Below are 24,155 nucleotides of genomic sequence, written 5' to 3' on the forward strand. Positions count from 1 at the left end.
TACTCGCTCCCTGTTTGGCAATCAGCCCAGCAAACGCTGCACCCGCACGAGACCGGCCACCAGCCGGTCAATATCGTCGCGGTCAGTGTACATCGCAAGGGACGCACGGCACATACTGGCCACCCGGAAATACGCCATCAGCGGCATGGCGCAATGGTGGCCGGTGCGGATGGCGATGCCGTACTGGTCAAGAAAACTGCCAACATCATAAGCATGATGCTGCCCCAAATTAAAAGCGATGACGCCGGTGCGATCGTCGGGCCCGTACAGCGTCAGGTCCGGCACCTGCTGTAGCGCTTCGAGGGTATAGCGCATCAGCTCATGCTCGTAGGCCTGAATAGCGTCAAGCCCCACCTGCTCAACGTAGTCGATGGCGGCACCCAGCCCCATCATCCCGGCGGTATGGGGCGAACCCGCCTCGAAACGCCAGGGCGCATCATTAAAGGTAGTGCCCTCGGTCAAGCTGACGGTGCGGATCATGGAGCCACCGCCTTCCCAGGGCGGCATGGCGTCCAGCAGCGCTTTTTTAGCGTAAAGAATACCAATGCCCGAGGGGCCGTAGAGCTTGTGCCCAGAGAACACATAAAAATCGCAGTCCAGCGCCTGCACGTCCACCTTCTGATGCATGATGCCCTGCGCGCCGTCGACCAACACCAGCGCGTCGCTCGCCGCGCGCACCTGGGCGATAAGTTCCGGCAGCGGATTGCGGGTGCCGAGCACATTGGATACCTGGGTGACGGCGAACAGGCGGGTACGTTCGTCAATCAATGCCGGCAGTCGGGCAATGTCGAGGGTACCGTCGGGCAGCAGCGGCAGGTAGCGCAGCGACAGCTGCTTTTCCTCGGCGAGCATTTGCCAGGGAACAATATTGGCGTGATGCTCCATCTCGGTGATGACAATATTGTCGCCGGGCCGCAGATTGTGTCGCCCCCAGCTGTTGGCCACCAGATTGATGCCCTCGGTGGTGCCTTTGACGAAAACAATTTCGTCCGCCAGCGCGGCGTTAATAAAGCGCGCCACCTGTTGCCGCACGTTCTCCATGCGGGTCGTGGCTTCACTGCTTAGTGTATGAATACCGCGGTGTACCGCGGCGTATCCCTGGCGATAGTAGTCGCTTTCACAATCGATGACGGCGTTAGGCTTTTGCGCACTCGCCGCGCTGTCGAGATAGGTCAGCGGCCGGTCGTTAACCTGCCGCGCCAGAATAGGAAAATCAGACCGGATTCGCGCAATGGGATAGGTCATGCCGCCACCCCCTGTAAAGCATCGGCGATACGCGCCAGCACCGTGTCGCGCACCCCATCGTGGCCAATCGCTTCCGTCACTTCCGCGGCGAAAGCATAGATTATCATCTGCTGGGCGTCCTCGTGAGTGATACCGCGCGAACGCAGATAGAACATCTGCTCCTCGTCGATCCGGCCGACGGTGGCGCCATGGCTGCATTTCACATCATCGGCGTAAATTTCCAACTGAGGTTTGGTATCCACCTCGGCCAGACGGTCGAGCAACAGGTTGTTATTGGTCATCTGACCGTCGGTCTTGAGCGCATGCTTCGCCACCTTAATCAGGCCGTTGAAGACGCCTTTCCCGCGGTCGCGGGCGATCACCTTATGCAACTGGCGGCTCAGGCAATAGCCTTTATTGTGTTCAAGGTAGGTGCGGGTATCGCTGACATCCTGCCCCGACGGCAGCAGCAAACTGTTGATCGCCAAATCGGACCCTTCGCCATTCAGCTGCGCGCTGGTCTGATGCCGGGTCAAGCCGGCGCCGAGAATAAACGTACTGCTGCGCACCACCGCATCGCGGCCCACGCTGATGTCGTTATGGCCGAAGTGGTAGCTGGCGCGGCTTTCAAAGGCCAGTTTGATATGGCTCAGGTGCGCGTTGTCGCCCACTACCATGGAGGTGCGCGCGCCGCTGAAATGCCCTTGGGCGTTCATGCTGACGAAATGTTCAATCACCTGGCCCTGCGCGCCGGCCCCGATATCGAGATGGTGGCGATAGTGCAGCGTATTCAGCGTTTCCTGATCCTCGCTGCCTTGGCTGATGTGCAGCAAATACAACGGGCGCGCCGCCGCTTTGCCCGCCGGCAGGCGAATGCGGGTGGTTTCCTGGCTCAGACTTTCGGTCAGATGCAAGAACACCTCCGGCTGGATCGGCGCGGGCAGCGACCGCCTGGCGGCGCCCTGCTCCACCTCGATATGCCATAGGCCGGTGTCGCTGTCGCTCAGCGCCGGGGCGAAACGGCCATCGACAAACACCAGACGGCAGGCGTCCAGGCCCAGGCTCAGCGCATCGCGGTCAGCGGCGGAAACCGCGCGGGCGGCGGCGGGAGCAAAACGATGCGCCAACAGCCCGTCGAGCGGGGTGTATTTCCAATGCTCGTGTTGGCGGGTGGGCAGCCCCAGGCGTTCAACGTCCTGCCAATGGGCATAGGCCTCGGCGGAGCGCGCCGCGCTCTGGCCGGCAAACAATTGGTGCCACTGTGTCAGCGCGCGGGCATTACTGTTGTTCGGTAAGCCAGCCATAGCCTTGCTCCTCAAGCTGTTTCACCAGGGAAAAATCACCGGATTTCACAATGCGGCCCTGATACAGCACATGAACGTGGTCGGGTTGGATGTAGTCCAGAATACGCTGATAATGCGTGACGATAATAAAAGACCGTTTGCCGTCGCGCAGGGTATTGACGCCGTGGGCGACGATTTTCAGCGCATCAATATCCAGACCGGAGTCGGTTTCGTCCAGGATGCACAAATCCGGCTCCAGGGCCGCCATTTGCAAGATATCGTTACGTTTTTTCTCACCGCCGGAGAAGCCCACATTAACCGACCGGGTCAGCAGGTCGGCCGGCATTTTCAGCAGTTCAATCTTGGCTTCGATGAAATCGGCGAAATCGAAGCGGTCCAGCGGCGGCTGCTCGCGGTATTTACGCACGGCATTCACCGCCGTTTGCAGGAAAAACTGGTTGCTGACCCCGGGGATTTCCACCGGGTATTGAAACGCCATGAATACGCCTTCCCCGGCGCGCTCTTCCGGCTCCAGCGCCAGCAAATCGCGGCCCTTGAACAAGACCTCGCCGGCGGTGACGTCATAGTCTTCGCGCCCGGCAAGCGTCGCTGACAGGGTACTTTTCCCAGAGCCGTTCGGGCCCATGATGGCATGAACCTCACCGGGTTTTACTTCCAGGCTCAGTCCCTTGAGGATGGCGTTGTCTTCCACGCTGACGTTCAAATCTTTAATCGATAACATGTTTCATTTTTCCTTTACCCGGCCTGTTGCGACGTCCGGGCAGCAAACGCGGTAGCGCGGCCTCAGCCCACGCTGTGTTCAAGGCTGATAGCCAGTAATTTTTGTGCTTCCACGGCAAACTCCAGCGGCAGCTCGGAGAACACGTCTTTGCAAAAGCCATTAACGATCATCGAAATCGCATCATCTTCGCTAATGCCGCGCTGGCGGCAATAAAACAGCTGATCCTCGCCGATACGCGACGTGGTGGCCTCGTGCTCCAACTGGGCGGTGTTGTTGCGCGCTTCCACATAAGGGAACGTGTGGGCGCCACATTCGCTGCCGATAAGCATGGAGTCACACTGGGTGAAGTTACGCGCGTTAGTGGCGGTCGGCATGATCTTCACCAGCCCGCGATAGGTGTTTTCACTCTGACCGGCCGAAATCCCCTTTGAGATAATCGTGGAGCGGGTATTCTTGCCGATGTGGATCATCTTGGTGCCGGTATCCGCCTGCTGACGCCCGTTGGTCAGCGCCACCGAAAAGAATTCCCCCACCGAATTGTCGCCGCGCAGAATCACGCTCGGGTACTTCCAGGTAATGGCCGAGCCGGTTTCGGATTGCGTCCAGGACATTTTGGCGTTTTCGCCCGCGCACAGCGCGCGCTTGGTGACGAAGTTGAGGATCCCGCCCTCGGCCTCGCTGCCGGCAAACCAGTTTTGCACCGTGGAATACTTCACTTCCGCATCTTTCAACACGATAACTTCCACTACGGCCGCATGCAGCTGGTAGCTGTCGCGTACCGGCGCCGAGCAGCCTTCGATGTAGCTGACATAGCTGCCTTCATCGGCGATAAGAATGGTACGTTCAAACTGACCGGTTTTGGCGGCGTTGATGCGGAAATAGGTCGACAGCTCCATTGGACAGCGCACGCCTTTCGGCACATAAACGAAGGTGCCGTCGGAGGCGACCGCCGAATTGAGCGCGGCGAAGAAGTTGTCGTTGGCCGGCACCACGCTGCCCAGATATTGGCGCACCAGTTCCGGGTGTTCATGAATCGCTTCGCCAAAGGAGCAGAAAATAATGCCCTGCTCCGCCAGCTTATGGCGATAGGTGGTGGAAACCGACACCGAATCGAAAATGGCATCCACCGCGACCTCGCTGCCCTCGCGCACCGGCACGCCCAACTGGTTGAACGCCTGTTCCACTTCATCGGTGAGATAGTTCTTCGCTCCTTCCGCCCCGGATTGCTGCGTGGCGCCGGGCTGCGACCCGCAGGTATCGTCGCAGGCGCCGCAGGACGGCGCGGAATAGTAGCTGTAATCGTTATAGTCAAGCGGCTTGTAGTAGGCTTTCAGCCAGTGCGGCTCGTCCATTTCCAGCCAGGCGCGATAGGCATTAAGACGAAACTCCAGCATCCACTCCGGTTCATCGCGTTTCGCCGAGATGGCGCGCACCACGTCTTCGCTGATGCCGTGCGCCAGTTCTTCGGTTGCCAGTTGGGTAAAGAAGCCTTCTTTATATCGCTCGCTTTTCACCCAGGGTTGAGTCGCGTCAATCGCCTCAGGGGTGTCAGTATTGCTTCGTGCCATAATGATTCATCGCTCAAAGGCCAAAACTTTCGCCGCACCCGCAGGCGTGCTGAGCTTTGGGATTGTTAAATTTAAACACGTGGTTCAGGCCTTCCTGAACGTAGTCCAGTTCCGTGCCGTCGATGAAAGGCATCGCTTTCAGCGGCACATATAATCTGGCGCCGTCATGCTCGTAAACCCGGTCGCTGTCCTCAGACTGCGTGGCCTTTTCCACCACATAGCCGAAACCCGCGCAGCCGGACTGTTTCACGCTTAGCCGCAACCCCAGCATGGCGGGGTCGTTTTCCACCAGGCGCCGGATCTGATGGGCGGCGGAATCGGTTATCGTCAGGCCGCGCCAGATATTCTCCTCAAGGGAGAACGTCTCAACCTTATTGTCTACTTGCATCAGGTTTACCTCATGACGTTACTTGGTGATACTCGGAAAACCCGCCTATGTTAAAGAGTTGTATTTTCTCTTCAACCTTGACCTTTATAGGGGAATAGGCCGTTTTTACAGGAAAGGGAGGCAACTACCGCCGGCAAATGCCGTTTTCATCCGCTATTCCCCTAATTTATATAGGGCCATTTCACCGCTAATACCCTGATTTTCCGTATGTATGAAAAGAAAGGACCGTTTTTTTAATACTAAAACTTTCTGCCCCGTGACTAAAGCGAATATTCATAGAAATAAACTATTTTTATAACAGGCGAAAAAATAATTCGTCATTTTCGCTCAGCAAATAGCCAATGGGGAAATAACCCTAAAATGCGACGGAAATAAGCGCAGCGGCGCCGTTGTCTTTATTTGATAATAATTATCATTAACGTAACTGGGCGTTGGTGACGCCCTATTAATTACCGCCGCCTGCGTCGCGTTTGCTTTGCGTCGCGCGTATTGATAACAATTATATCACAAAAGCGTCGCCGGCGGCAGGCTCTTCTGTGCCTCGCCGGCGCGCGCATTCATCGTTGCGGCGCGGGCGACCACGCCTTCTGCGCCGCAGCGAATACGATGACCGCCCCTTGGAACGCCCTCCCCGGCGCCAGGATCACCCGGCCGGCGTTAGCGCAGGCGCAGGCCGCCCGTGGCATTGGCGGCGGTGAAATTGCTGCGCAACGTGACCCCCGCCGGCGTTAGCGTGGGCGCAGGTCCCTCGACACCGGCGCGCAGACATTTTTGTTTCCCCTGACGCGGGCGATAGCGCTATGCTGTAGCCCTGGTTTTTTCCCGCTGGATCCTGCTATGCCCACGTCCGACCGCCCCGCCGCGTCCCTGACGGCACCGGAGTTGAATAAGCGCATTATCCCCATCGTTTTTTTCACCTTTATTTGCTATTTAACCATTGGCATCCCGCTGGCCATTTTGCCGGGGTTCACCCACACAACCCTAGGGTTCAGTCCGCTGATAGCCGGTATTGCCATCAGCGTGCAGTATTTCAGCACGCTGGCCAGCCGCCCCTATGCCGGCCGCTGCGCCGACCTGCTGGGGGCGAAGAAAATTGTTCTTATTGGCCTGCTGTGCTGCGCCCTGAGCGGCGCCTGCTATCTGTTGGCCCGCGCCACCAGCGTCGATCCGGCGCTAAGCCTCGGCTGTCTTTTTGCCGGCCGGCTGCTGCTGGGCGTGGGCGAAAGCTTCGCCAGCACCGGGTCCATGCTGTGGGGGATTGGCGCGGTGGGCCAGCGACATACCGGCCGGGTTATCTCCTGGAACGGCGTGGCCACCTACGGCGCCATCGCGATTGGCGCACCGCTGGGCGTGTTTCTCAATAGCCTTGGCGGCCTGGCGCTGGCGGGCGGTTTTATCCTGTTGGCCGGCGTCTGCGCCTGGGGGGTCGCGTTGCGCCGCCCCGCGGTGAGCGTGAGTACCGGCAAGCGCATTCCGTTTACCGCCGTGGTGGGCAAAGTCTGGCTGTTTGGGCTGGTGCTGGGGCTTGGCACGCTCGGATTTGGCGTCATCGTCAGCTTCATCACCCTTTACTACGCGGACCGCGGCTGGCAGGGGGCCGCCTTCGCCCTGACGCTGATGAGCTGCGCCTTTGTCGGTGTACGGCTGGTGTTAGGCAATGTCATTAGCCGTTTCGGCGGTCGTCGGGTGGCGCTGCTGTCCTTCGTGGTTGAAAGCGCGGGGCTGGTGCTGCTGTGGGCGGCGCCGACGGCCGCCATCGCCGGTCTCGGCGCGCTATTGACCGGCGCCGGCTTTTCGCTGGTGTTTCCGGCCCTGGGGGTGGAAGCCATGAAACAGGTGCCGGCACAGAACCAGGGCACCGCGCTCGGTACCTATTGTGCGTTTCTCGACCTGGCGCTGGGCGTGGCCGGGCCGGCCGCCGGGCTGGTGATGTCACATCTGGGCATGTCGTGGATCTATCTTGCCGCCGCGCTGATGGCGGTGCTGGCGGCGCTATTAACGCGGCGCCTGAAGCAGGCGGCGCAGATACCGTAATCCCGGCGCCGGCGCGGCATCAGCCGCTTAGCCCGTCCAGCACGGCGGTAGTCAGCCGGGAGACGCAGGTTAAGCGCGCCGTCTCGTCATAGATGTGAATATCCCAAACCTGACGCGTGCGGCCGAGATGAAACGGGCGGCACACCGCGCGCACCCAGCCGTCATGCACGCTATGCAAATGGTTGGCGTTGATATCAAGGCCGACGATCCGCTGATCTCCCCGGGTGCAAAGATAGCCGGCGGCGGATCCCACCGTTTCCGCCAGCACCACCGAGGCGCCGCCGTGGAGTATGCCGAACGGCTGGCGCGTGCGTTCATCCACCGGCATGACCGCCTCCAGCTCGTCGTCCTCCAGCCGAGTGTAGCGAATGCCCAGATAGCCTATCATGCAACCCTGCGCCACCTGGTTGAGTCTTTCCAGCGACGGCGTACGCGTCCAAATCATGCGATAATCTCCAAAAGCGCCTGCAGCGGATGGCGAATACCTTCACCCTCGATACGCTTGACCTGACTGCGACAGGAATAACCGGTCGCCAAGCAGCGGCCGCGCGGCAGCTGTGCAAGTTGCTGTTGCCATGATAGCGCATAAATACCCCGCGAATGGGCGTAATTCGCGCTCTCGTGTCCATAGGTGCCCGCCATGCCGCAGCAGCCAACGCTGACCGGCTCCAGCCGTGCGCCGTAACGGGCGAAAATATCGCGCCATTGCCGGGCGCTTGCCGGCAGCTGCGTGGCCTCGGTACAGTGACCGAACAGATACCATGGCGCCTGCGCCGCCGGAGCGGCGGCCTCGGCCGCAGGGGATGCCGTTTGTCCGCGGGTCGGCAGGTCGGCAAGCCATTCATGCACCAATTGAACCTGGAAATCCCCGCGCGCGGCGCCGAGCACCTCACGGTACTCATCGCGATAACACAGCACCAACGCCGGATCGACCCCCACCATCGGCAGCTCCAGCCGCGCGATGCGATTGAGGAAATCGGCGGTGCGTTGGGCGGTCCGCGCGAAACGGCGCAAAAAACCTTTAATATGCTGCGCTTTCCCGTTGGGGGAAAACGGCAACAAGACCGGTATGCGGCCCAGTTTAACCACCAGGCGGACAAAATCCGCCACCACGCGCGCGTCATAATAGCTGGTAAACGGATCCTGAACGATAAGCACGTGCGCCTGGCGCTGGTCAACGCTCATGCGCTCCAACTGCTCAAGCGTCGGGGCCGTGGCGAGCACGTCCGCCGCCTGTCGGCGCAACGAGGGCTGCGACAGCAGCGGCACATCCACCATCCCCACGGCCCGTTCGCCAAGGGTGCGCAGCAACTGCCAGCGCAGAAAGAAATTGAACGTCGCCGGCGCGCGGGCCATGACCGGGGCGTACCCCTCCACGCCGGCCACCAGGTAATCGCGCACCGGGCGCAGATACCGGCTATGGTAAAGCTGCAGGAAGCGGGCGCGAAAGCCCGGCACATCGATTTTAATGGGACACTGGCTTGAGCACGCTTTACAGGCCAGGCAGCCGGACATTGCCGTTTTCACCTCGTGGGAAAAATCGTACTCGCCGCGCCGCGCCCGCCAGCTGTTGCCTACCCGCGCGGCGACATCGCGCAGCGTGGCGATACCGCGCGGCAATGCCTGCTCCAACTGCAGCGGATCAACGCCCTGCTGCGCCAGCAGCCGCAGCCATTCGCGCACCAGCGTCGCCCGCCCCTTCGGCGAATGGATGCGGTTGGCGGTGATTTTCATCGAAGGACACATGGGGCTCAGGGTGTCGAAGTTAAAGCATAACCCGTTGCCGTTGCACTCCATTGCGCCGCGCCAGGCGCCGCGCACCGCCACCGGGATCTGCCGATCGAAGGTGCCGCGTTTGACGGCATCCACCGTCAGCATCGGCGCATCGGTTGCCAGCGGCGGGCAGATTTTACCGGGATTCAGCCGGTTGTCGGGATCGAACGCCGTTTTAATGTGGCGCAGCTCACGGTAGAGCTCGTCGCCAAAAAACGCCGGGCTGTACTCGGCGCGAAATCCCTTGCCGTGCTCCCCCCACAGCAGGCCGCCATATTTGGCGGTCAGCGCCACAATGCGATCGGAAAGCTGTTTCATGAGCACTTCTTGCGCCGGATCGCACATATCCAGCGCCGGGCGCACATGCAGCACGCCGGCGTCCACATGGCCGAACATGCCGTAACTGAGCTGATGGCTATCGAGCAATGCCCGGAATTCAGCGATATAATCCGCCAGATGTCGGGGCGGTACGCAGGTATCTTCGGCAAACGGGATAGGTTTTGCGGCGCCTTTGCTATTGCCGAGCAACCCCACCGCTTTCTTGCGCATGGCGTAGATACGCTCGATTTCCACGGGCTGGCCGCACAGCTGGTAACCTATTACGCCGGCCTCGCCGGCGGCCATGAGACTCTCCAGCCCTGCGCACAGCGTCGCCAGTTGCCGGTCTATCAGAGCGCGATCGTCACCGGCGAACTCGACGATATTGAGCCCCTGCATCGTGTGGCCGGGCACATCCTCGATGAGCTCGCGCACCGAGTCCCAGACAATATCCTCCCGGGCCAGATTAAGCACCTTGGAATCGACGGTTTCCACCGACAGCGCGTGCGCTTCCAGCATAAACGGGGCGTTGCGCAGCGCGGAATCGAAAGAATCGTATTTGACGTTCACCAAGCGGCGCACCTGCGGCAGGGGCGTGATATCAAGCGTCGCCTCGGTGATGAACGCTAACGTGCCCTCGGAGCCGGTAAGAATACGCGTGAGATCAAAAGTTTGTAAATCGTCGCTGAACACATGGCGTAAATCGTAGCCGGTCAAAAAGCGGTTAAGATCCGGAAACTTTTCGACGATCAGGCCACGCTTTTGCCGGCAGCGCTCGAATACCGTGCGATAAATGTCGCCAAGGCGGCCGGGCTCGGCCGTCAGCGCCTGCGCCGCCGCGGACGGCATCGCGCGGGTATCGAGCTGTTCACCGCCCAACAACACCGCCCGCAGTCCCAGCACATGATCAGAGGTTTTGCCGTACACCAGCGATCCCTGTCCCGAGGCGTCGGTGTTGATCATCCCGCCGAGGGTGGCGCGGTTGCTGGTGGACAGTTCGGGCGAGAAGAAATAACCCAGCGGTTTAAGATAGTGATTCAACTGATCCTTCACCACCCCTGCTTCTACCCGCACCCAGCCTTGCTCGACGTTGACCTCCAAAATGCGGTTCATGTAGCGCGACATATCCACGATAATGCCGCGGTTGAGGGATTGCCCGTTAGTCCCGGTGCCGCCGCCGCGCGGGGTAAACGTGAGACCGCGGTAGGCCGGCCATTCCGCCAATCGGCCAATCAGCGCCACATCGTCGGTCGAGCGGGGAAAAATCACCGCATCGGGCAACAGCTGATAGATGCTGTTATCGGTAGCCATGGTCAGACGGTCGGCATAGGCGGTCGCGCTATCGCCGGTAAATCCTTGGCGCGTTAACTGGGCAAGAAATTCGGTCACCACCGGGTCGACGCCCGGGGCCTGGGAAATCTTTGGAAGCATGGACGATAAACCTATTGTGTTAAAGCCTCATCAGGGCGATGACGACCCCGCCGGCTGCTGCCGAACTTGACTGTTTTATCATATTTTTTTTATCCATGCCCTGCCGACAATAAAAATCCCTCGCCCAGGCATGACCCGCGGCGTTACGCGGTGAAAGTTTTCATCCGCCTCTGTCAAAAAATGCCGATATACCCCATCATTATGCTACTAGCCCAGATTCGGCCCGCTTCCGGCCGCTCGCAACCCGTCGCTCGTATGAGGAGAAAGGTGTTTCATGGATTTCCCGCGCCCGCTACACGATTTGCCCAGAATGTTATTCAGCGTCACCTTTATCGCGCTGATGACCCTCGGCTGCTTTTGGGTGGTTCAGCCCTTTATTCTCGGCTTTTCCTGGGCATCGATGGTGGTAATAGCGACCTGGCCGCTGCTCATAAAAGTACAGCATTTGCTCTGGGGGCGGCGCTCCTTGGCGGTGGTGGTCATGACGCTGCTGCTGTTGCTGCTGTTTGTACTGCCGGTCTCGATTCTGGTGAGCAGCATCGTTGATAACAGCGCCCCGCTGGTGGCCTGGGCGTCGCAGCCGGACCGGCTGAACTTGCCCACTCTCGCCTGGCTCCAGGATGTCCCGATGGTGGGACGCAAACTCTACAGCGCCTGGCAATCGCTGATTTCCGGCGGCAGCGCCCCGTTGATGACCAAGATCCAGCCCTACATCGGCAAGGCTGCCAGCTGGCTGCTGGGTCAGGTGGCTAATTTGGGTAGCCTGCTGCTGCATTGCGGCTTAATGATTTTGTTCAGCGTATTGCTGTATTTGCGCGGCGAGCGCGTGGGGATGGCGGTACGGCATTTCGCCATTCGCCTGGGGGCGGAACGCGGCGATGCCTCGGTTTTGCTGGCCGCGCAGGCCATTCGCGCGGTCGCGCTCGGCGTAGTGCTGACCGCCATCGTTCAGGCCGTGCTGGGGGGGATCGGCCTGGCTATCACCGGCATCCCGCTGGCGACCGTACTCACCGTCACCATGTTCGTGTTGTGTATCGCCCAATTGGGCCCCCTACCGGTGCTGATCCCGGCCATGATTTGGCTTTATTGGAGCGGCGACACTACCTGGGGAACCGTACTGCTGGTGTGGAGCTGCGTGGTGGCGACCCTAGACAATATTCTACGGCCTATTTTCATCCACATGGGCGCCGATTTGCCGATGCTGCTGGTGTTGTGCGGCGTATTGGGCGGTTTACTGGCCTTCGGCATGATAGGCCTGTTTATCGGCCCGGTAGTATTGGCGGTATCCTGGCGTTTGGTGTTCGCCTGGATGCAAGAAGCGCCGCCGCCGGAGAAAATCGACAATCCGGAGAAACAGCTCAGGGAATTACATTAATCCCGCGTCGTCCCGGCGTGCGCCGGGACAATAATGTCCAGCCCGTGCCAACAATTATTTTATCACCGATATTTACCGCCGCCATTATTTACCGTTACCGTTATTTTCCCGCGCCGGACCGCTGTCGTTGCACGCCGCTTATATAGGATGAATCTGAGTGACGTGCCGCCGGTTTATCCCTACTATGCGTGTTATTAGCTCTATGATTTAGTGATGATTTTAATGCTCCCCGGCATGACAGAATTGCTGTGTGTAGTCTTTGCCCATCTCTCATGATGGGCTTTTTTTTAATTAATTTTGTATCCCATAAAATAATGGCGCCGGTAGTAATAGACCGGCGCCGGTTATTTCGCTGCGCGTTTTTCGACGGGACGCTAAATTCGCGCCCCGGGGGCGCCATTATTTCTTAGCCAGACTTAGCCAGGTGCTAACCACGGTATCGGGGTTGAGCGACAGACTGTCTATACCTTCCTCCATCAGCCAGGCGGCGAAGTCTTCGTGATCGGACGGCCCCTGCCCGCAGATGCCGACATATTTGCCCTGTTTTTTTGCGGCGCGGATAGCCAGAGACAACAGCGTCTTGACCGCGTCATCACGCTCATCGAACAGCGCCGACACCAAACCGGAATCCCGGTCAAGCCCCAGGGCCAGCTGTGTCATATCGTTCGAGCCGATGGAGAAGCCGTCGAAGTGGGCAAGAAATTGCTCCGCCAACAGCGCGTTGGAGGGGATCTCGCACATCATGATCACCTTCAGCCCGTTTTCGCCCCGCTTCAAGCCCTGCCGCGCCAGCTCTTCGACCACCGCCTGCGCCTGTGCCACGGTACGCACAAAGGGGATCATGATTTCAACATTGGTCAACCCCATCTCGTTGCGCACCCGCTTGACGGCCTCGCACTCCAGCGCAAAACAGTCGCGGAAGCTGTCGGAAACGTAGCGGCCGGCGCCGCGAAAGCCCAGCATCGGGTTCTCCTCGTCCGGCTCATAGGCCTCGCCGCCCACCAGATTCGCGTATTCATTCGACTTGAAGTCAGACAGGCGCACGATAACGCGTTTCGGCGCGAACGCCGCGCCCAGCGTGGCGATCCCTTCCGTCAGGCGGGCAATGTAGTACTCCTTCGGACTGTCGTAGCCGTGGATCATGTCGGTGATTTCGCGCTGCAGGGCCGGCGTCTGTTGGTCGAATTCCAGCAGCGCGCGCGGATGCACGCCTATCATGCGATTGATGATGAACTCCAGCCGCGCCAGCCCCACGCCGTCATTGGGCAGGCAGGCGAAATCAAAGGCGCGATCGGGGTTTCCCACGTTCATCATGATTTTCAGCGGCAGCGCGGGCATTTCATCAATATCCGAGCGGGCGACCTCAAAAGGCAGTATCTCCTGGTAGACGTAGCCGGTGTCCCCTTCGGCGCAGGACACCGTAACCGATTGCCCGTCGCCGATGCGCTCGGTGGCGTCGCCGCAGCCGACCACCGCGGGAATACCCAGCTCGCGGGCGATGATGGCCGCATGGCACGTCCGCCCGCCGCGGTTGGTGACGATGGCAGCGGCCTTTTTCATAATCGGCTCCCAATCCGGATCGGTCATATCGGTCACCAGCACATCGCCCGCCTCAATCCGGTGCATCTCGCCGATATCGTGGATAATCTTAACCGGACCCGCGCCAATGCGATGGCCAATGGCGCGGCCTTCGATGATCACCTCGCCGCGGCGCTCGAGCCGGTAACGCTCCATCACCTGCCCGCGCGATCGCACGGTTTCCGGCCGCGCCTGTACAATGTAAAGCTTGCCGGTATGGCCGTCCTTGGCCCATTCGATATCCATCGGCCGCTGGTAGTGCTTCTCAATCAGCATCGCCTGACGCGCCAGATCCTGCACTTCGTCATCCGTCAGGGCAAAACGCTGGCGTAGCGCATCAGGGACCGGTTCGGTACGCACCTGTTCGCCGTGGGCCGCGCTGTCGGCATAGACCATGCGGATCTTCTTGGAGCCGAGATTGCGGCGCACCACCGCGGGGCGGCCGGTGGCCAGCGTGGGTTTGTGCACGTAGAATTCATCGGGATTGACCGCGCCCTGCACCACCATCTCACCGAGCCCATAGGCGGCGGTAATGAACACCACCTGGTCGAAGCCCGACTCGGTGTCGATGGTGAACATAACGCCGGAGGCGGCCAGGTCGGCGCGCACCATGCGTTGTACCCCCGCCGACAACGCCACGCCGCGGTGATCGTAACCCTGATGCACCCGGTAGGAGATGGCCCGGTCGTTGAACAGCGAGGCATACACGTGTTTAATGGCGGTCATCACCGCGTCAATGCCCTGCACGTTGAGAAAGGTTTCCTGCTGACCGGCAAAGGACGCATCGGGCATATCTTCCGCGGTGGCCGAGGACCGCACGGCAAACGAGGCATCGACGTCATCGGCCGACAACTGCTGATAGCAGGCGGTAATATCGGCTTCCAGACCCGGCTGAAACGGGGTGTCGATAATCCATTGCCGAATTTGGCTGCCGGCCTTGCTCAGCGCGGCGACATCATCGATATCGGTCTGGTCCAGCAGTTGATAAATCCGTTGGTTGATACCGCTTTGAGTGAGGAAATCGTTAAATGCCTGGGCGGTGGTAGCGAATCCATTGGGCACCGCTACGCCCACGGCGGACAAATGGGTAATCATCTCCCCGAGCGAGGCGTTTTTCCCGCCTACCCGGTCGACATCGTGCATACCAAGCTGGTCATACCACAGCACATTTTCGGAAACATTGTCATTTTGCGGCATCTGGGTCATCCTTTTTAACTATGGGCACGGACATCGTGTAGGTGCACGAGCATCGTGTCGCTATCGTGACGACAGGCGGAAAGCCTACTTTGAGGTTAGCATAATCCGCCGTGCGCTCGCCCAATATGAATCGTGCCAGCGCCCAAATTAAGACTAAGCCGCATTCCGGTAAGGGAGCCGTCCATGGAAAGAAGCGTATTTTTTATTTCTGATGGGACCGCCATCACCGCCGAAGTGGTGGGGCACTCGGTTTTGTCGCAATTCCCCCTGACGACCACGCTCTACACCCTGCCGTTCGTCGAGAGCGAAACCCGCGCCCGCGCGGTGCGCGAGCAGATTAACGCGCTGCATCAGCAAAGCGGCGTCCGTCCGCTGGTGTTCTATTCCATCGTGACCCCGGCGGTACGGCACATTATCGAGGAGAGCGCCGGCTTTTGTCAGGATGTGGTGCAGGCGTTGGTCGGGCCGCTGCAGCAGGAATTGGGCATCGCGCCGGATCCGGTGGCGCACCGCACCCATGGCCTGACCGCCACCAATTTAAGCAAATACGATGCCCGTATCGCCGCCATCGATTATACCCTGGCCCATGATGACGGTATTTCGCTGCGCAATCTGGATCAGGCGCAAATTATTTTGCTCGGGGTATCGCGCTGCGGCAAAACGCCCACCAGTCTGTATTTGGCGATGCAATACGGCATTCGCGCCGCCAATTACCCGTTTATCGCCGACGATATGGATAATCTCTCGCTGCCTGCGGCGTTAAAGGCGCATCACGCCAAACTGTTCGGCCTGACGATTGATCCCGAGCGGCTGGCGGCCATTCGCGATGAACGCCTGAGCGACAGCCGCTACGCTTCGCTGCGGCAGTGCCGTATGGAAATTAATGAAGTGGAGTCGTTGTTTCGCAATAATAATATCCGTTATCTCAACTCCACCAACCATTCCGTGGAGGAGATTGCGGCAAAGATAATGGATGTGCTGGGGATGAGTCGGCGAATGTATTAGCAAATTTTGCCGGGCAAGGTTGAATTCAGCGCCGGTTGGGGTATCGTGAGCATCATCGCTTCCCGGTAACGCCACCGCGGTAAGTCCCCATTTTAGAGATAAGCATGCAAAAGACAGATGAATTGCGCACGCGGCGCATCGATCGATTGGTTGCCCCCGCCGCGCTGGCCGCCGCCTTGCCGGTAAGTGCAGTGATGGCCGACAATGTGCTGCGGGTACGTCAGCGTATTGAACGTATTCTCCACGGCGAGGATCCTCGCCTGCTGGTCATTATCGGCCCCTGCTCTATTCACGATACCGATGCGGCGCTGGAGTATGCGCGCCGGCTGAATCCGCTGCGCGTCAAATATCAGGACCGCCTGGAAATCGTCATGCGCACCTATTTTGAAAAACCGCGCACCGTCGTCGGCTGGAAAGGGTTAATCGCCGATCCCGGTTTGGACGGCAGCTTTCGGGTAAATGACGGCTTGGAGGTCGCGCGGCGGCTGTTGCTGGCGGTCAACGAATTGGGCCTGCCGACGGCGACCGAGTTCCTGGATATGGTCACCGGCCAGTATATTGCCGATCTGATAAGTTGGGGGGCGATTGGCGCGCGCACCACCGAAAGCCAGATTCATCGCGAGATGGCGTCGGCGCTCTCGTGCCCGGTCGGGTTCAAAAACGGCACAGACGGCAATATTCAGATCGCCATCGACGCCATTCGTGCCGCCCGCGCGTCGCATTTATTTCTGTCGCCGGACAAGCAGGGCCAGATGACCATTTATCAAACCGGCGGTAACCCGTATGGGCACATTATTATGCGCGGCGGCAAAGTGCCGAACTATCAGCCGCAGGCGATCGACGATGCCTGCGCGCAGCTGGCGTCGTTCGGGCTGCCGGCGCATTTGCTGGTGGATTTCAGCCACGGTAATAGCCAAAAGCAGTATTTACGCCAGTTGGACGTCGCGCGCGCTGTCTGCCAACCGTTGCGCGACGGCAGCCGTCAGGTGGTGGGCATCATGGCCGAAAGCAATCTGGTGGCGGGCAATCAGAGCCTGGGGGACGGTACCCCTCTCGTCTATGGCCAGTCCATTACCGATGCCTGCCTGGGCTGGGAGGACAGCGAGCGCCTGCTGGCAATGTTAAGCGACGCGGTGGATTGCCGTTTCTAGCCGTTCAATCAGCCGCGCGGGCCGGTCATAAACACCCGCCGCACGACGCAGCGGTTTCAGCCGTCAGCCGCGTCGCTCGGCCGGCGGCGCGCTAATGGTGCCGCCATTGCAGGCCCGGCGCTCCGTTCGATTTAGTCTTACCCTTATCGGCTGACGCGTCTCTTCCCTGCCTCGCCACGCTCTCTCCTTTGCCGTCGGCAAACGACTATCACGCCCTCATTTCAGCAAGAATAACCCCTTTTTTTTTGAGGGGAAACGCGCGTAAACTTAATGTCGTCACCATCCGCAGGCTTTCCCACCGGCGTTCCCCGGACAAGCGTTATCGCTTTAATGCCACGAGGTTTTTCATGCCAACCAGCCTTTCCTATGGCGCCACGCTGAGCGCGCTGACCGTTCCCCATCGGGTGCCGCCTCCCCCGGCCACCACGGCGCTGGCGCAGCGGCTAGCAGGCGTGCAGGCGCTGCCGCCAAGCCTGATGCCGCTGCGGGCGCTGCCGTCAAGTCGGACGCCGTTACGAGCGCTGCCGCCGCTGCGAGCGCTGTCGTCAAGACGGACACCGTTACGGGCGCTGCCGCCAAGCGTGACGCCGCCACCAAGACGGACGCCGGCGTCGGCCGCGACGCCGAGATTGACATCGCTCCAGGCGATACCGCAACTGACGTCAGTGCAGGCGCAAACGGTAGAGGCAATGCCGCTGACGCTGCCTCCCGTGGCCTGCCGCGGTTTGATTTCCCCCGCCACGGGGAAACATATCAAGACCGTCACGCTCGGCATTACCGGTATCCCAAGCCGCGATTTGCGCCATTTCCGCGTGGACATTCAGCACCAAAGCTACCCGCCCGGCGACTGTATGAGCCACTGCCTTTATCAACTTAAGCAGCGGCGATTGTTGTTTTATACGCACATGACCAATGACCGGGAGTCGGCCAACCTGCTGTGCCTTTTCGCCAACAACGACGGCGGATCTCACGCTATCTTAGCTGCCAAGAAAAGCTATCCGCCGCAAATTCATTCGACTTATCGGCTGGATGGCGCGCTTTCCTTTCGCGGTGACGTGACTTTTTTTGCCGTGATGCAAAAAATGGACGACGGCAGCCGGCAGCCGGTGTTTACCCTCACCCGCACCGCCGACAACGCTCTGGTGGCCCAAACGGCGGCACACCCCTCCTCGGCGTCGGCCATCGCGCACCGGGTGAGCCTGTCGCAGTTGGGTTTCCAGAAACATCAATTTCTGCGCTTAAAGATCACGCTGGTGCGCGACACCCTGCACACGGCGATTTCCGTGCAGTGGGAGGAGGCGCAGCGGCGCCGGGATCTGTTCTGCCTGACGCTGATGCCGGCGCTGAACGGTTCCCGCTACGAATCCCGATTCGGTATCATGGCGATGAACGGCGCGGAGGGAGGGGATGCCTGGATGCTTATTCGTCATTATAGCGAAAAACATCGCCGGCTGACATGAGCGGCGCAAGCCAGCGGACCTTCGCCGCCCCCTGAAAGGCGCCCGCCGAGACGGGTCTTTGCCCTCGCGCCGTTAGCTGGAGCAGGAGATGGCCAGATGACGCCCCCAGTCGGGGGGCGGCGCCGCCAAATCATCCTGGTCGGGATCGTCGCGGTAGGGATCGCGCAAAGCCTGATGCAGCCGCGCCAGTTCGCGAACGTCCCCCTTTTCCGCGCCCATAATCGCCTGTTGAGCCAGATAGTTGCGCAGCACAATGCGCGGGTTGACCGCCAGCATGGCCTGCCGCCGCGCGGCGTCATCACGCGTTTCGTCCGCCAGCCGCCGCCGGTAACGGGCAAACCAGTCGTCAAACGCCGCCCGGTCGATAAAATCATCGCGCAACGGCGTGTGCGGGTCCCGCCGTTCGGTCAGGCTGAGCGCACGAAAGGTTCGGCTATAATCGGCCCCCTCACGCGCCATCAGCCCCAATAAATCCGTCAGCAGTGCATTATCCTGTTCGTCCGCCCGCGTTAACCCCAATTTGGCGCGCATCCGCTCGCCATATGCCGCCATCAGCGCCGGCTCGTAACCTGAAAGCGCAGCCTGCAAATCCGCTACCGGCATCAGGCCGGCCAGGGACTGCGCCAGGCGGTTGAGGTTCCATAGCGCCACCGCCGGCTGGTTATCGAACGCATAGCGACCCTGATAGTCGGAATGGTTACAGATAAAATCCGGTTGCCAGGCATCGAGAAAACCGTAGGGGCCATAATCGATCGTCAGGCCAAGTATCGACATATTGTCGGTATTCATCACGCCGTGGGCAAAGCCGCTGGCCTGCCAGTGGGCAATCATCCGCGCGGTGCGCGCGACCACATCGGACAACCACAGCCGATAGCGGCCCTCGACGCCCACCAGCGACGGCCAGTGTCGTTCAATGACGTAATCCGCCAACCGTGTCACTTTGTCCTGCTGGCGCAGATAATAGAAATGTTCAAAATGGCCAAAGCGCACATGGCTGTCGGCGATACGCATCATCATCGCCCCCGGCTCCGGCTGCTCGCGCCATACCGGCTCTTCGCTGGTCACGATCGTCAGCGCGCGGGTGGTGGCGATACCGAGATGATGCAGCGCTTCAGAGGCGAGAAATTCACGCACGACCGAACGCAACACCGCTCGCCCATCCCCCATGCGCGAATACGGCGTCAGACCCGCGCCTTTTAGATGCCAGTCAACGCTTTTGCCCTCCGCTAACTGCTGCTCGCCGAGTAGTATGCCGCGGCCATCCCCAAGTCGGCCGGCCCAGACGCCGAACTGATGCCCGCTGTACACCTGCGCCAGCGGCTGCATCCCGGGCAGCAGACGCTCGCCGGACCACACGCCGGTCTCCTCCCCGGTAAACAGCGCCGAATCGAGCGCCAGGTCGCGCGCCAGCGCGTCATTATGGTAAAGCAGGCGCGCGTCCTTGAGCGGCGTCGGCGTCAGTTCGCTGTAATAGCCGGGCAGACAGCGATGGTAACTGTTGGTAAAAACCGGATAGTGTGGCATACGCCCTCCTGCCCTCAGTATAGCCGGCGCTATCCGCGCGTCCGACTTTTTGCCGCCGGCGCGGTGACGGCGCGCCGGCGGTGAAAGACGTGCACGTTAACGCAGGCTGGCCGCGAGCCAATCCGCCACCGCCGTCAGCGACGCGCGCTCCTCTGGCCACCACGCTTGCAACTGCCGACAACATGCCGCCACCGCCTCCGCCCGGTAGGGTACGCCCGGCAGCCGCTCCGCCAGGGCTTCCAGCGGCGCGGGGTTCAGGCTATCGGTGAAGATACGACAGCGGCTTATTGCGCCATGTTCAATGTCAAAATGCAACTCCACGCCCCCCCAGACAAAACGGGTGTCGAGCAGGTGGCTGAAGGCCGGCGCGGCGCCAAAATTCCACTCCCAACTGCTTTGTCGACGAAACTGGTCGTCGAACCCCGGCAGGTCGGGGGTGTTTTGCGGCGAAATGCGCTCCGGCGCCACCGACTCGCCGTAGTAGTCAAAGAACGCCTGCTGCACGCTTTGACATAGCTTGGCATGATCGAGCCCGGGCACCCGTTCAGCCACGTTCGCCACGCGCGAGCGCACCGAAGTTATCCCCTTGGCCTGTAACTTTTTAACATCGGGATTCAGATAGTGTGCCAGACGACTTAAATCGGCGTGCAGCAATACCGTGCCGTGATGAAACCCGCGATCGGCGGTCTGACGGTAGGCGGAACCGCTGATTTTGCGTTCGCCGTCGGGCGTATCCATGACCAGATCGTTGCGTCCCGAGGCGCGGGCCTCGACCCCCAGCCGCCGCAGGCCGTCCAGCATGATGGCGGTGGAGAGACTTTTATCATACTCCGGTTTGCCGGCCATAAAGGTAAAGCAGGTGTTGCCCAGGTCATGAAACACCGCCCCGCCGCCGCTGCTGCGGCGGGCCAGACGTATACCGTCGCGTGCCATACGGCGGGTGTTGCACTCCTTCCAGGGATTTTGCGCGCGGCCGATAACCACGGTCTGCGCGTTGCGCCATAAAAATAACACCCGCTGACTGGCCGGCATCTGGCGGAAAATGCACTCCTCCACCGCCAGATTAAACCAGGGGTCGTGCGAGTCAGATAAAAGTAAACGTAATGATGACATGGATTCTCCCGGCGCCGCGCCTTATATGCGCCGCGCCTGCCAGTAGGCTTTGCGCCAATAGCTATTGTCCAACGACGAGCGGATGACACCGCGGCTGGTGGAGGCGTGAATAAAAGTGTTGTCGGTATCATAAATGCCGACGTGCAGGCCATAGCGACCGCTGCCGGTTTTGAAAAACACCAAATCCCCGGGCAGCAATTCATCGCGATCGACTTTACTGCCGATATCGGTCTGCGCTTCGGTGGTCCGCGGCAGCAGGATGTCGAAACGATCGCGGAAGGTCAGGTAAACGAAACCGGAACAGTCCAGCCCGCTCGGGCTCATACCGCCATAGCGGTAGGGGGTGCCGTACCATTGATTAAGCTGGTCATTAAGCTTGGCAATAACCATGATCGAATCGGACAGGCGCGGATCCGGCGGCGGCGCATGGTGGCTACAGCCGGCTAACAACAGTAACAGCCCCAACAGTAAGACGGGCATCCTTTTCATTATCCCTTCACTCCCCACAGGGCATTAGCCAGCGACGGCCGCCGGCCGACACCTGGCTGAACGAGACGGTGAACACTTTCGCCAACACGTCAGGGGTCATCACCTCGGCGGCGGTACCTGCCGCCACCAGCTCGCCTTGCGCCATCAGCCAAACCTCATCGGCGTGCTGTAAGGTATGATTGATATCATGCGCGCACATCAGCACGCTTAAGCCCGCGGCGGTTAACAGGGCAATTAATTGGTCGAGCGCCACCTGCTGGGCGATATCCAAACCGGCGGCGGGTTCGTCCAGCAACAGCAGGCGGGCATCGGCATTGAGCGTCGGCCAGACTTGCAGCATGACCGCCGCCAGCCGCGCCCGCTGCCATTCCCCGCCGGAAAGCGCGTTAAGCGGCCGCGCCAGCATCGGCGTCAGCGCCAGTCGCCCGGCAATCGTCGCCACCGCCCGTCCCACCGCCCGCTCGTCGACCGTCGCCGGCTGATGCAGGTGCAAATAGTGAAACACCGGCTGCGAGCCGCCGCTGCGGGTTAACTGCGGCAGATAACCGCGCCGCCGGGCAAGTTCACCGGGCGTCCAGGCGGTGAGCGCTTTGCCCAGCATCTGCACATCGCCGCGAAAAGACTGCAAACCGGCCAGGCACCCCAGCAGCGTGCTTTTGCCGGCGCCATTGGGGCCGATGATGTGAATACGCCTGCCGGCGGCGACGGCGCGCGACAGCGGCCGCAAACGGCCCGGCACCTGGATGTCATGGGCCCGCAGCAGCCAGGATAGCAAGGGTGCCGTTAATGCCATCGTTTATTGCGCCAGCGCCCGCTGGAGCGCGTCAAGGATAAGCGCGTCTTCCGGCGTCACGTCCGGCGCGAAACGCGCCAGCACGCAGCCGTCGCGGCCGACGAGAAATTTCTCGAAGTTCCACTGAATGTCCTGTTTGTGCGCCGGGGTTAGCCCTTTGGCGGCCAACCGCGCAGACAGCGTCCCCTGCGGCGCCGGGATCGCCTCGGGGCAGGCGGCGATCAGCTCGCGATACAACGGGTGGCGATGCTCGCCGTTCACTGTAATTTTACTGAACATGGGGAACTGCACGCCAAATGTCCCGCGGCAGAACGCCAGGATCTCCTCATCGCTGCCCGGCTCCTGGCCGGCGAATTCGTTGGACGGGAAACCCAGCACTTCAAATCCCTGATGGCGCCAGGTTTGATAAAGACGCTCCAGCCCCGCGTACTGGTCGGTAAGGCCGCATTTGGAGGCGACATTGACGACCAGCAGCACCGAACCGCGATAGGGTTCGAGGGTGGTGATATCGCCCTGTAGAGACTTCAGCGGCAACGTGTAAAGTGTTTCATGCATCCTACCCTCCTTGCTGTTGCGTTCGCGACCCTATGCCGAGCCAGGCTAGCCGCGCACGCGGATCAAAAGCCAGATAAACACCGGGGCGCCGAGCGTGGCGGTAACCACGCCCACCGGAATTTCCGCCGCCCGGAGACTCACGCGCGCCACGACATCCGCCAGCAGCAACAAACCGCCGCCGGCCAGCGCGCATCCGGGTAACAGCGCGCGGTGATCGTTTAGCCCCCACAACCTGAGTATGTGTGGCACCACCAAACCAATAAAGCTGATGGCGCCGGCCAGCGCGACGCTGATACCCACCATCCAGCCGAACGCCAGCACGAAGCTGGTGCGCCAGAAATAGACCGGCAATCCCAATTGCTGCGCGGACGCTTCCCCCAGCGCCAGCAGATTCAGTACCCGACCGCAGCTGCCAAGCCAGATCAGAAACGGTAACAGCGAAAGCATCAGCCATTTATCGCGCCAGTCCACGCCGCTGAATCCGCCCATCAGCCAATAAAGCAATTGGCGCAGATCCAGGCTGCTGCTGAAATAGATCAGCCAGGTCATCACGGCGCCACACAAGATCCCCAGCGCCACGCCGGTCAATAGCAGCCGTGCGTTAGACGCCTGGCGACGCGCAAATGTCAGCAGGGCCAGCGTCATCAGCAGCGCGCCGGCCACCGCGCTCAGCCCCAATACCCACACCGGCAGCCGGCCGCCGCCCAACAGGACCGCCAGGGTCAACGTCATACCGGCGCCGTTGGCGACGCCGAGCAGGCCCGGCTCCGCCAACGGATTGTCGAAGATGCCCTGCATCACCGCCCCCGCCATCCCCAGCGACGCGCCCACCAATACCACCGCCAGCGTGCGCGGCAAGCGCAATTGCCAGATAAACAGCCGTGCATCCTCGCTCAGCCAGCGCGTCGGCCACAGCCAGATTTCACCGGCGCTGAGGCTGAAAATCAGCGCCGCCAGCAACAGTAACCCGAGCAGGACCAGCCGTCGCCGGTCGTATCGCTGTTGCCTTTTCAGCAAACGGGCGTAGCCCGGATCGCCCGAGGCGGTCATTTTGCCATCACTCCCTGCCTTCCCACTCACGCCGGCGCGCTATGCCGCCGGCCCATAATGCCTCTATCCTAACGTTATCCTATTGAAAGTGATAGCGCCGTAAG

At 60.6% G+C, this 24,155-nt stretch carries 19 protein-coding genes and 1 other RNA gene; 6 read left to right on the plus strand and 14 right to left on the minus strand.

Annotated features, from left to right (window positions below):
• Positions 1-21 precede the first annotated feature (21 nt).
• From sufS to sufA, 5 genes are all read right to left on the minus strand, one after another.
• A complete protein-coding gene (sufS, locus tag SANT_RS10415) occupies positions 22-1,245 on the minus strand; it encodes a cysteine desulfurase SufS (protein ID WP_025422235.1) in 1,224 nt (407 codons plus the stop codon).
• Positions 1,242-2,528, minus strand: coding sequence for a Fe-S cluster assembly protein SufD (sufD, locus tag SANT_RS10420; RefSeq protein ID WP_025422236.1), 1,287 nt, complete (start codon positions 2,526-2,528; stop codon positions 1,242-1,244). Before sufD ends, sufS begins: the two co-directional genes overlap by 4 nt.
• Positions 2,503-3,249 (minus strand): Fe-S cluster assembly ATPase SufC, encoded by a 747-nt coding sequence (gene sufC / locus SANT_RS10425; RefSeq protein ID WP_025422237.1) that lies wholly within the window; start codon positions 3,247-3,249, stop codon positions 2,503-2,505. Before sufC ends, sufD begins: the two co-directional genes overlap by 26 nt.
• A gap of 62 nt (positions 3,250-3,311) precedes the next feature.
• Positions 3,312-4,817 (minus strand): Fe-S cluster assembly protein SufB, encoded by a 1,506-nt coding sequence (sufB, locus tag SANT_RS10430; RefSeq protein WP_025422238.1) that lies wholly within the window; start codon positions 4,815-4,817, stop codon positions 3,312-3,314.
• A gap of 13 nt (positions 4,818-4,830) precedes the next feature.
• Positions 4,831-5,205, minus strand: coding sequence for a Fe-S cluster assembly scaffold SufA (sufA, locus tag SANT_RS10435; protein ID WP_025422239.1), 375 nt, complete (start codon positions 5,203-5,205; stop codon positions 4,831-4,833).
• An 837-nt stretch (positions 5,206-6,042) separates the two neighbouring features.
• On the opposite strand from sufA, the gene SANT_RS10440 reads away from it, so the two are divergent.
• Entirely contained in the window at positions 6,043-7,239 is a 1,197-nt protein-coding gene (locus SANT_RS10440) for an MFS transporter (protein ID WP_038668468.1), read from the plus strand.
• A gap of 19 nt (positions 7,240-7,258) precedes the next feature.
• Here the strand turns inward: SANT_RS10440 and SANT_RS10445 are convergent, their stop codons facing one another.
• Together SANT_RS10445 and SANT_RS10450 are read right to left on the minus strand one after the other, a co-directional pair.
• Positions 7,259-7,684 carry a hotdog fold thioesterase gene (locus tag SANT_RS10445; protein WP_025422240.1) on the minus strand — a complete coding sequence of 142 codons (426 nt, stop codon included), beginning with the start codon at positions 7,682-7,684 and terminating at the stop codon, positions 7,259-7,261.
• On the minus strand, positions 7,681-10,761 hold the full coding sequence (locus SANT_RS10450; RefSeq protein ID WP_025422241.1) for an FAD-binding and (Fe-S)-binding domain-containing protein: 3,081 nt from the start codon (positions 10,759-10,761) through the stop codon (positions 7,681-7,683). The genes SANT_RS10445 and SANT_RS10450 overlap by 4 nt, the downstream gene beginning before the upstream one ends.
• A 274-nt stretch (positions 10,762-11,035) precedes the next feature.
• Between SANT_RS10450 and ydiK the strand changes: the two genes are divergently transcribed.
• Positions 11,036-12,136, plus strand: coding sequence for an AI-2E family transporter YdiK (gene ydiK, locus SANT_RS10455; RefSeq protein WP_025422242.1), 1,101 nt, complete (start codon positions 11,036-11,038; stop codon positions 12,134-12,136).
• Between the two features lie 186 nt (positions 12,137-12,322).
• An RNA gene (gene rprA / locus SANT_RS23335) (antisense sRNA RprA) lies at positions 12,323-12,427 on the plus strand.
• Positions 12,428-12,535: 108 nt separating this feature from the next.
• Here rprA and ppsA read toward each other — a convergent pair.
• Positions 12,536-14,911, minus strand: coding sequence for a phosphoenolpyruvate synthase (gene ppsA / locus SANT_RS10460; RefSeq protein ID WP_025422243.1), 2,376 nt, complete (start codon positions 14,909-14,911; stop codon positions 12,536-12,538).
• A 183-nt stretch (positions 14,912-15,094) separates the two neighbouring features.
• Between ppsA and ppsR the strand changes: the two genes are divergently transcribed.
• The 3 genes from ppsR (at position 15,095) to SANT_RS10480 (ending at position 18,527) form a co-directional block, all read left to right on the plus strand.
• Complete coding sequence (gene ppsR, locus SANT_RS10465; RefSeq protein WP_025422244.1) at positions 15,095-15,916, plus strand: pyruvate, water dikinase regulatory protein; 822 nt, start codon at positions 15,095-15,097, stop codon at positions 15,914-15,916.
• 104 nt (positions 15,917-16,020) lie between these two features.
• The gene (locus tag SANT_RS10470) at positions 16,021-17,067 is read left to right on the plus strand and encodes a 3-deoxy-7-phosphoheptulonate synthase (RefSeq protein ID WP_025422245.1); all 1,047 of its coding nucleotides are present in this window, start codon (positions 16,021-16,023) and stop codon (positions 17,065-17,067) included.
• Between the two features lie 347 nt (positions 17,068-17,414).
• Positions 17,415-18,527, plus strand: a complete 1,113-nt coding sequence (locus tag SANT_RS10480) for a hypothetical protein (protein ID WP_148296271.1) — start codon at positions 17,415-17,417, stop codon at positions 18,525-18,527.
• A 72-nt stretch (positions 18,528-18,599) separates the two neighbouring features.
• Here the strand turns inward: SANT_RS10480 and SANT_RS10485 are convergent, their stop codons facing one another.
• The 6 genes from SANT_RS10485 to btuC form a co-directional block, all read right to left on the minus strand.
• Complete coding sequence (locus SANT_RS10485; protein WP_025422248.1) at positions 18,600-20,051, minus strand: protein adenylyltransferase SelO; 1,452 nt, start codon at positions 20,049-20,051, stop codon at positions 18,600-18,602.
• A gap of 96 nt (positions 20,052-20,147) precedes the next feature.
• Positions 20,148-21,164, minus strand: coding sequence for a lipoate--protein ligase (locus SANT_RS10490; protein ID WP_025422249.1), 1,017 nt, complete (start codon positions 21,162-21,164; stop codon positions 20,148-20,150).
• A gap of 21 nt (positions 21,165-21,185) precedes the next feature.
• Positions 21,186-21,653, minus strand: a complete 468-nt coding sequence (locus SANT_RS10495; protein ID WP_257720064.1) for a C40 family peptidase — start codon at positions 21,651-21,653, stop codon at positions 21,186-21,188.
• Positions 21,654-21,660: 7 nt separating this feature from the next.
• Entirely contained in the window at positions 21,661-22,446 is a 786-nt protein-coding gene (gene btuD, locus SANT_RS10500) for a vitamin B12 ABC transporter ATP-binding protein BtuD (protein ID WP_038668471.1), read from the minus strand.
• 3 nt (positions 22,447-22,449) lie between these two features.
• Complete coding sequence (locus SANT_RS10505) at positions 22,450-23,001, minus strand: glutathione peroxidase (RefSeq protein WP_025422252.1); 552 nt, start codon at positions 22,999-23,001, stop codon at positions 22,450-22,452.
• Positions 23,002-23,046: 45 nt separating this feature from the next.
• A complete protein-coding gene (btuC, locus tag SANT_RS10510; RefSeq protein ID WP_025422253.1) occupies positions 23,047-24,051 on the minus strand; it encodes a vitamin B12 ABC transporter permease BtuC in 1,005 nt (334 codons plus the stop codon).
• Between the last annotated feature and the right edge of the window lie 104 nt (positions 24,052-24,155).

Source organism: Sodalis praecaptivus (assembly GCF_000517425.1).
Lineage (GTDB): Bacteria > Pseudomonadota > Gammaproteobacteria > Enterobacterales > Enterobacteriaceae > Sodalis_A > Sodalis_A praecaptivus.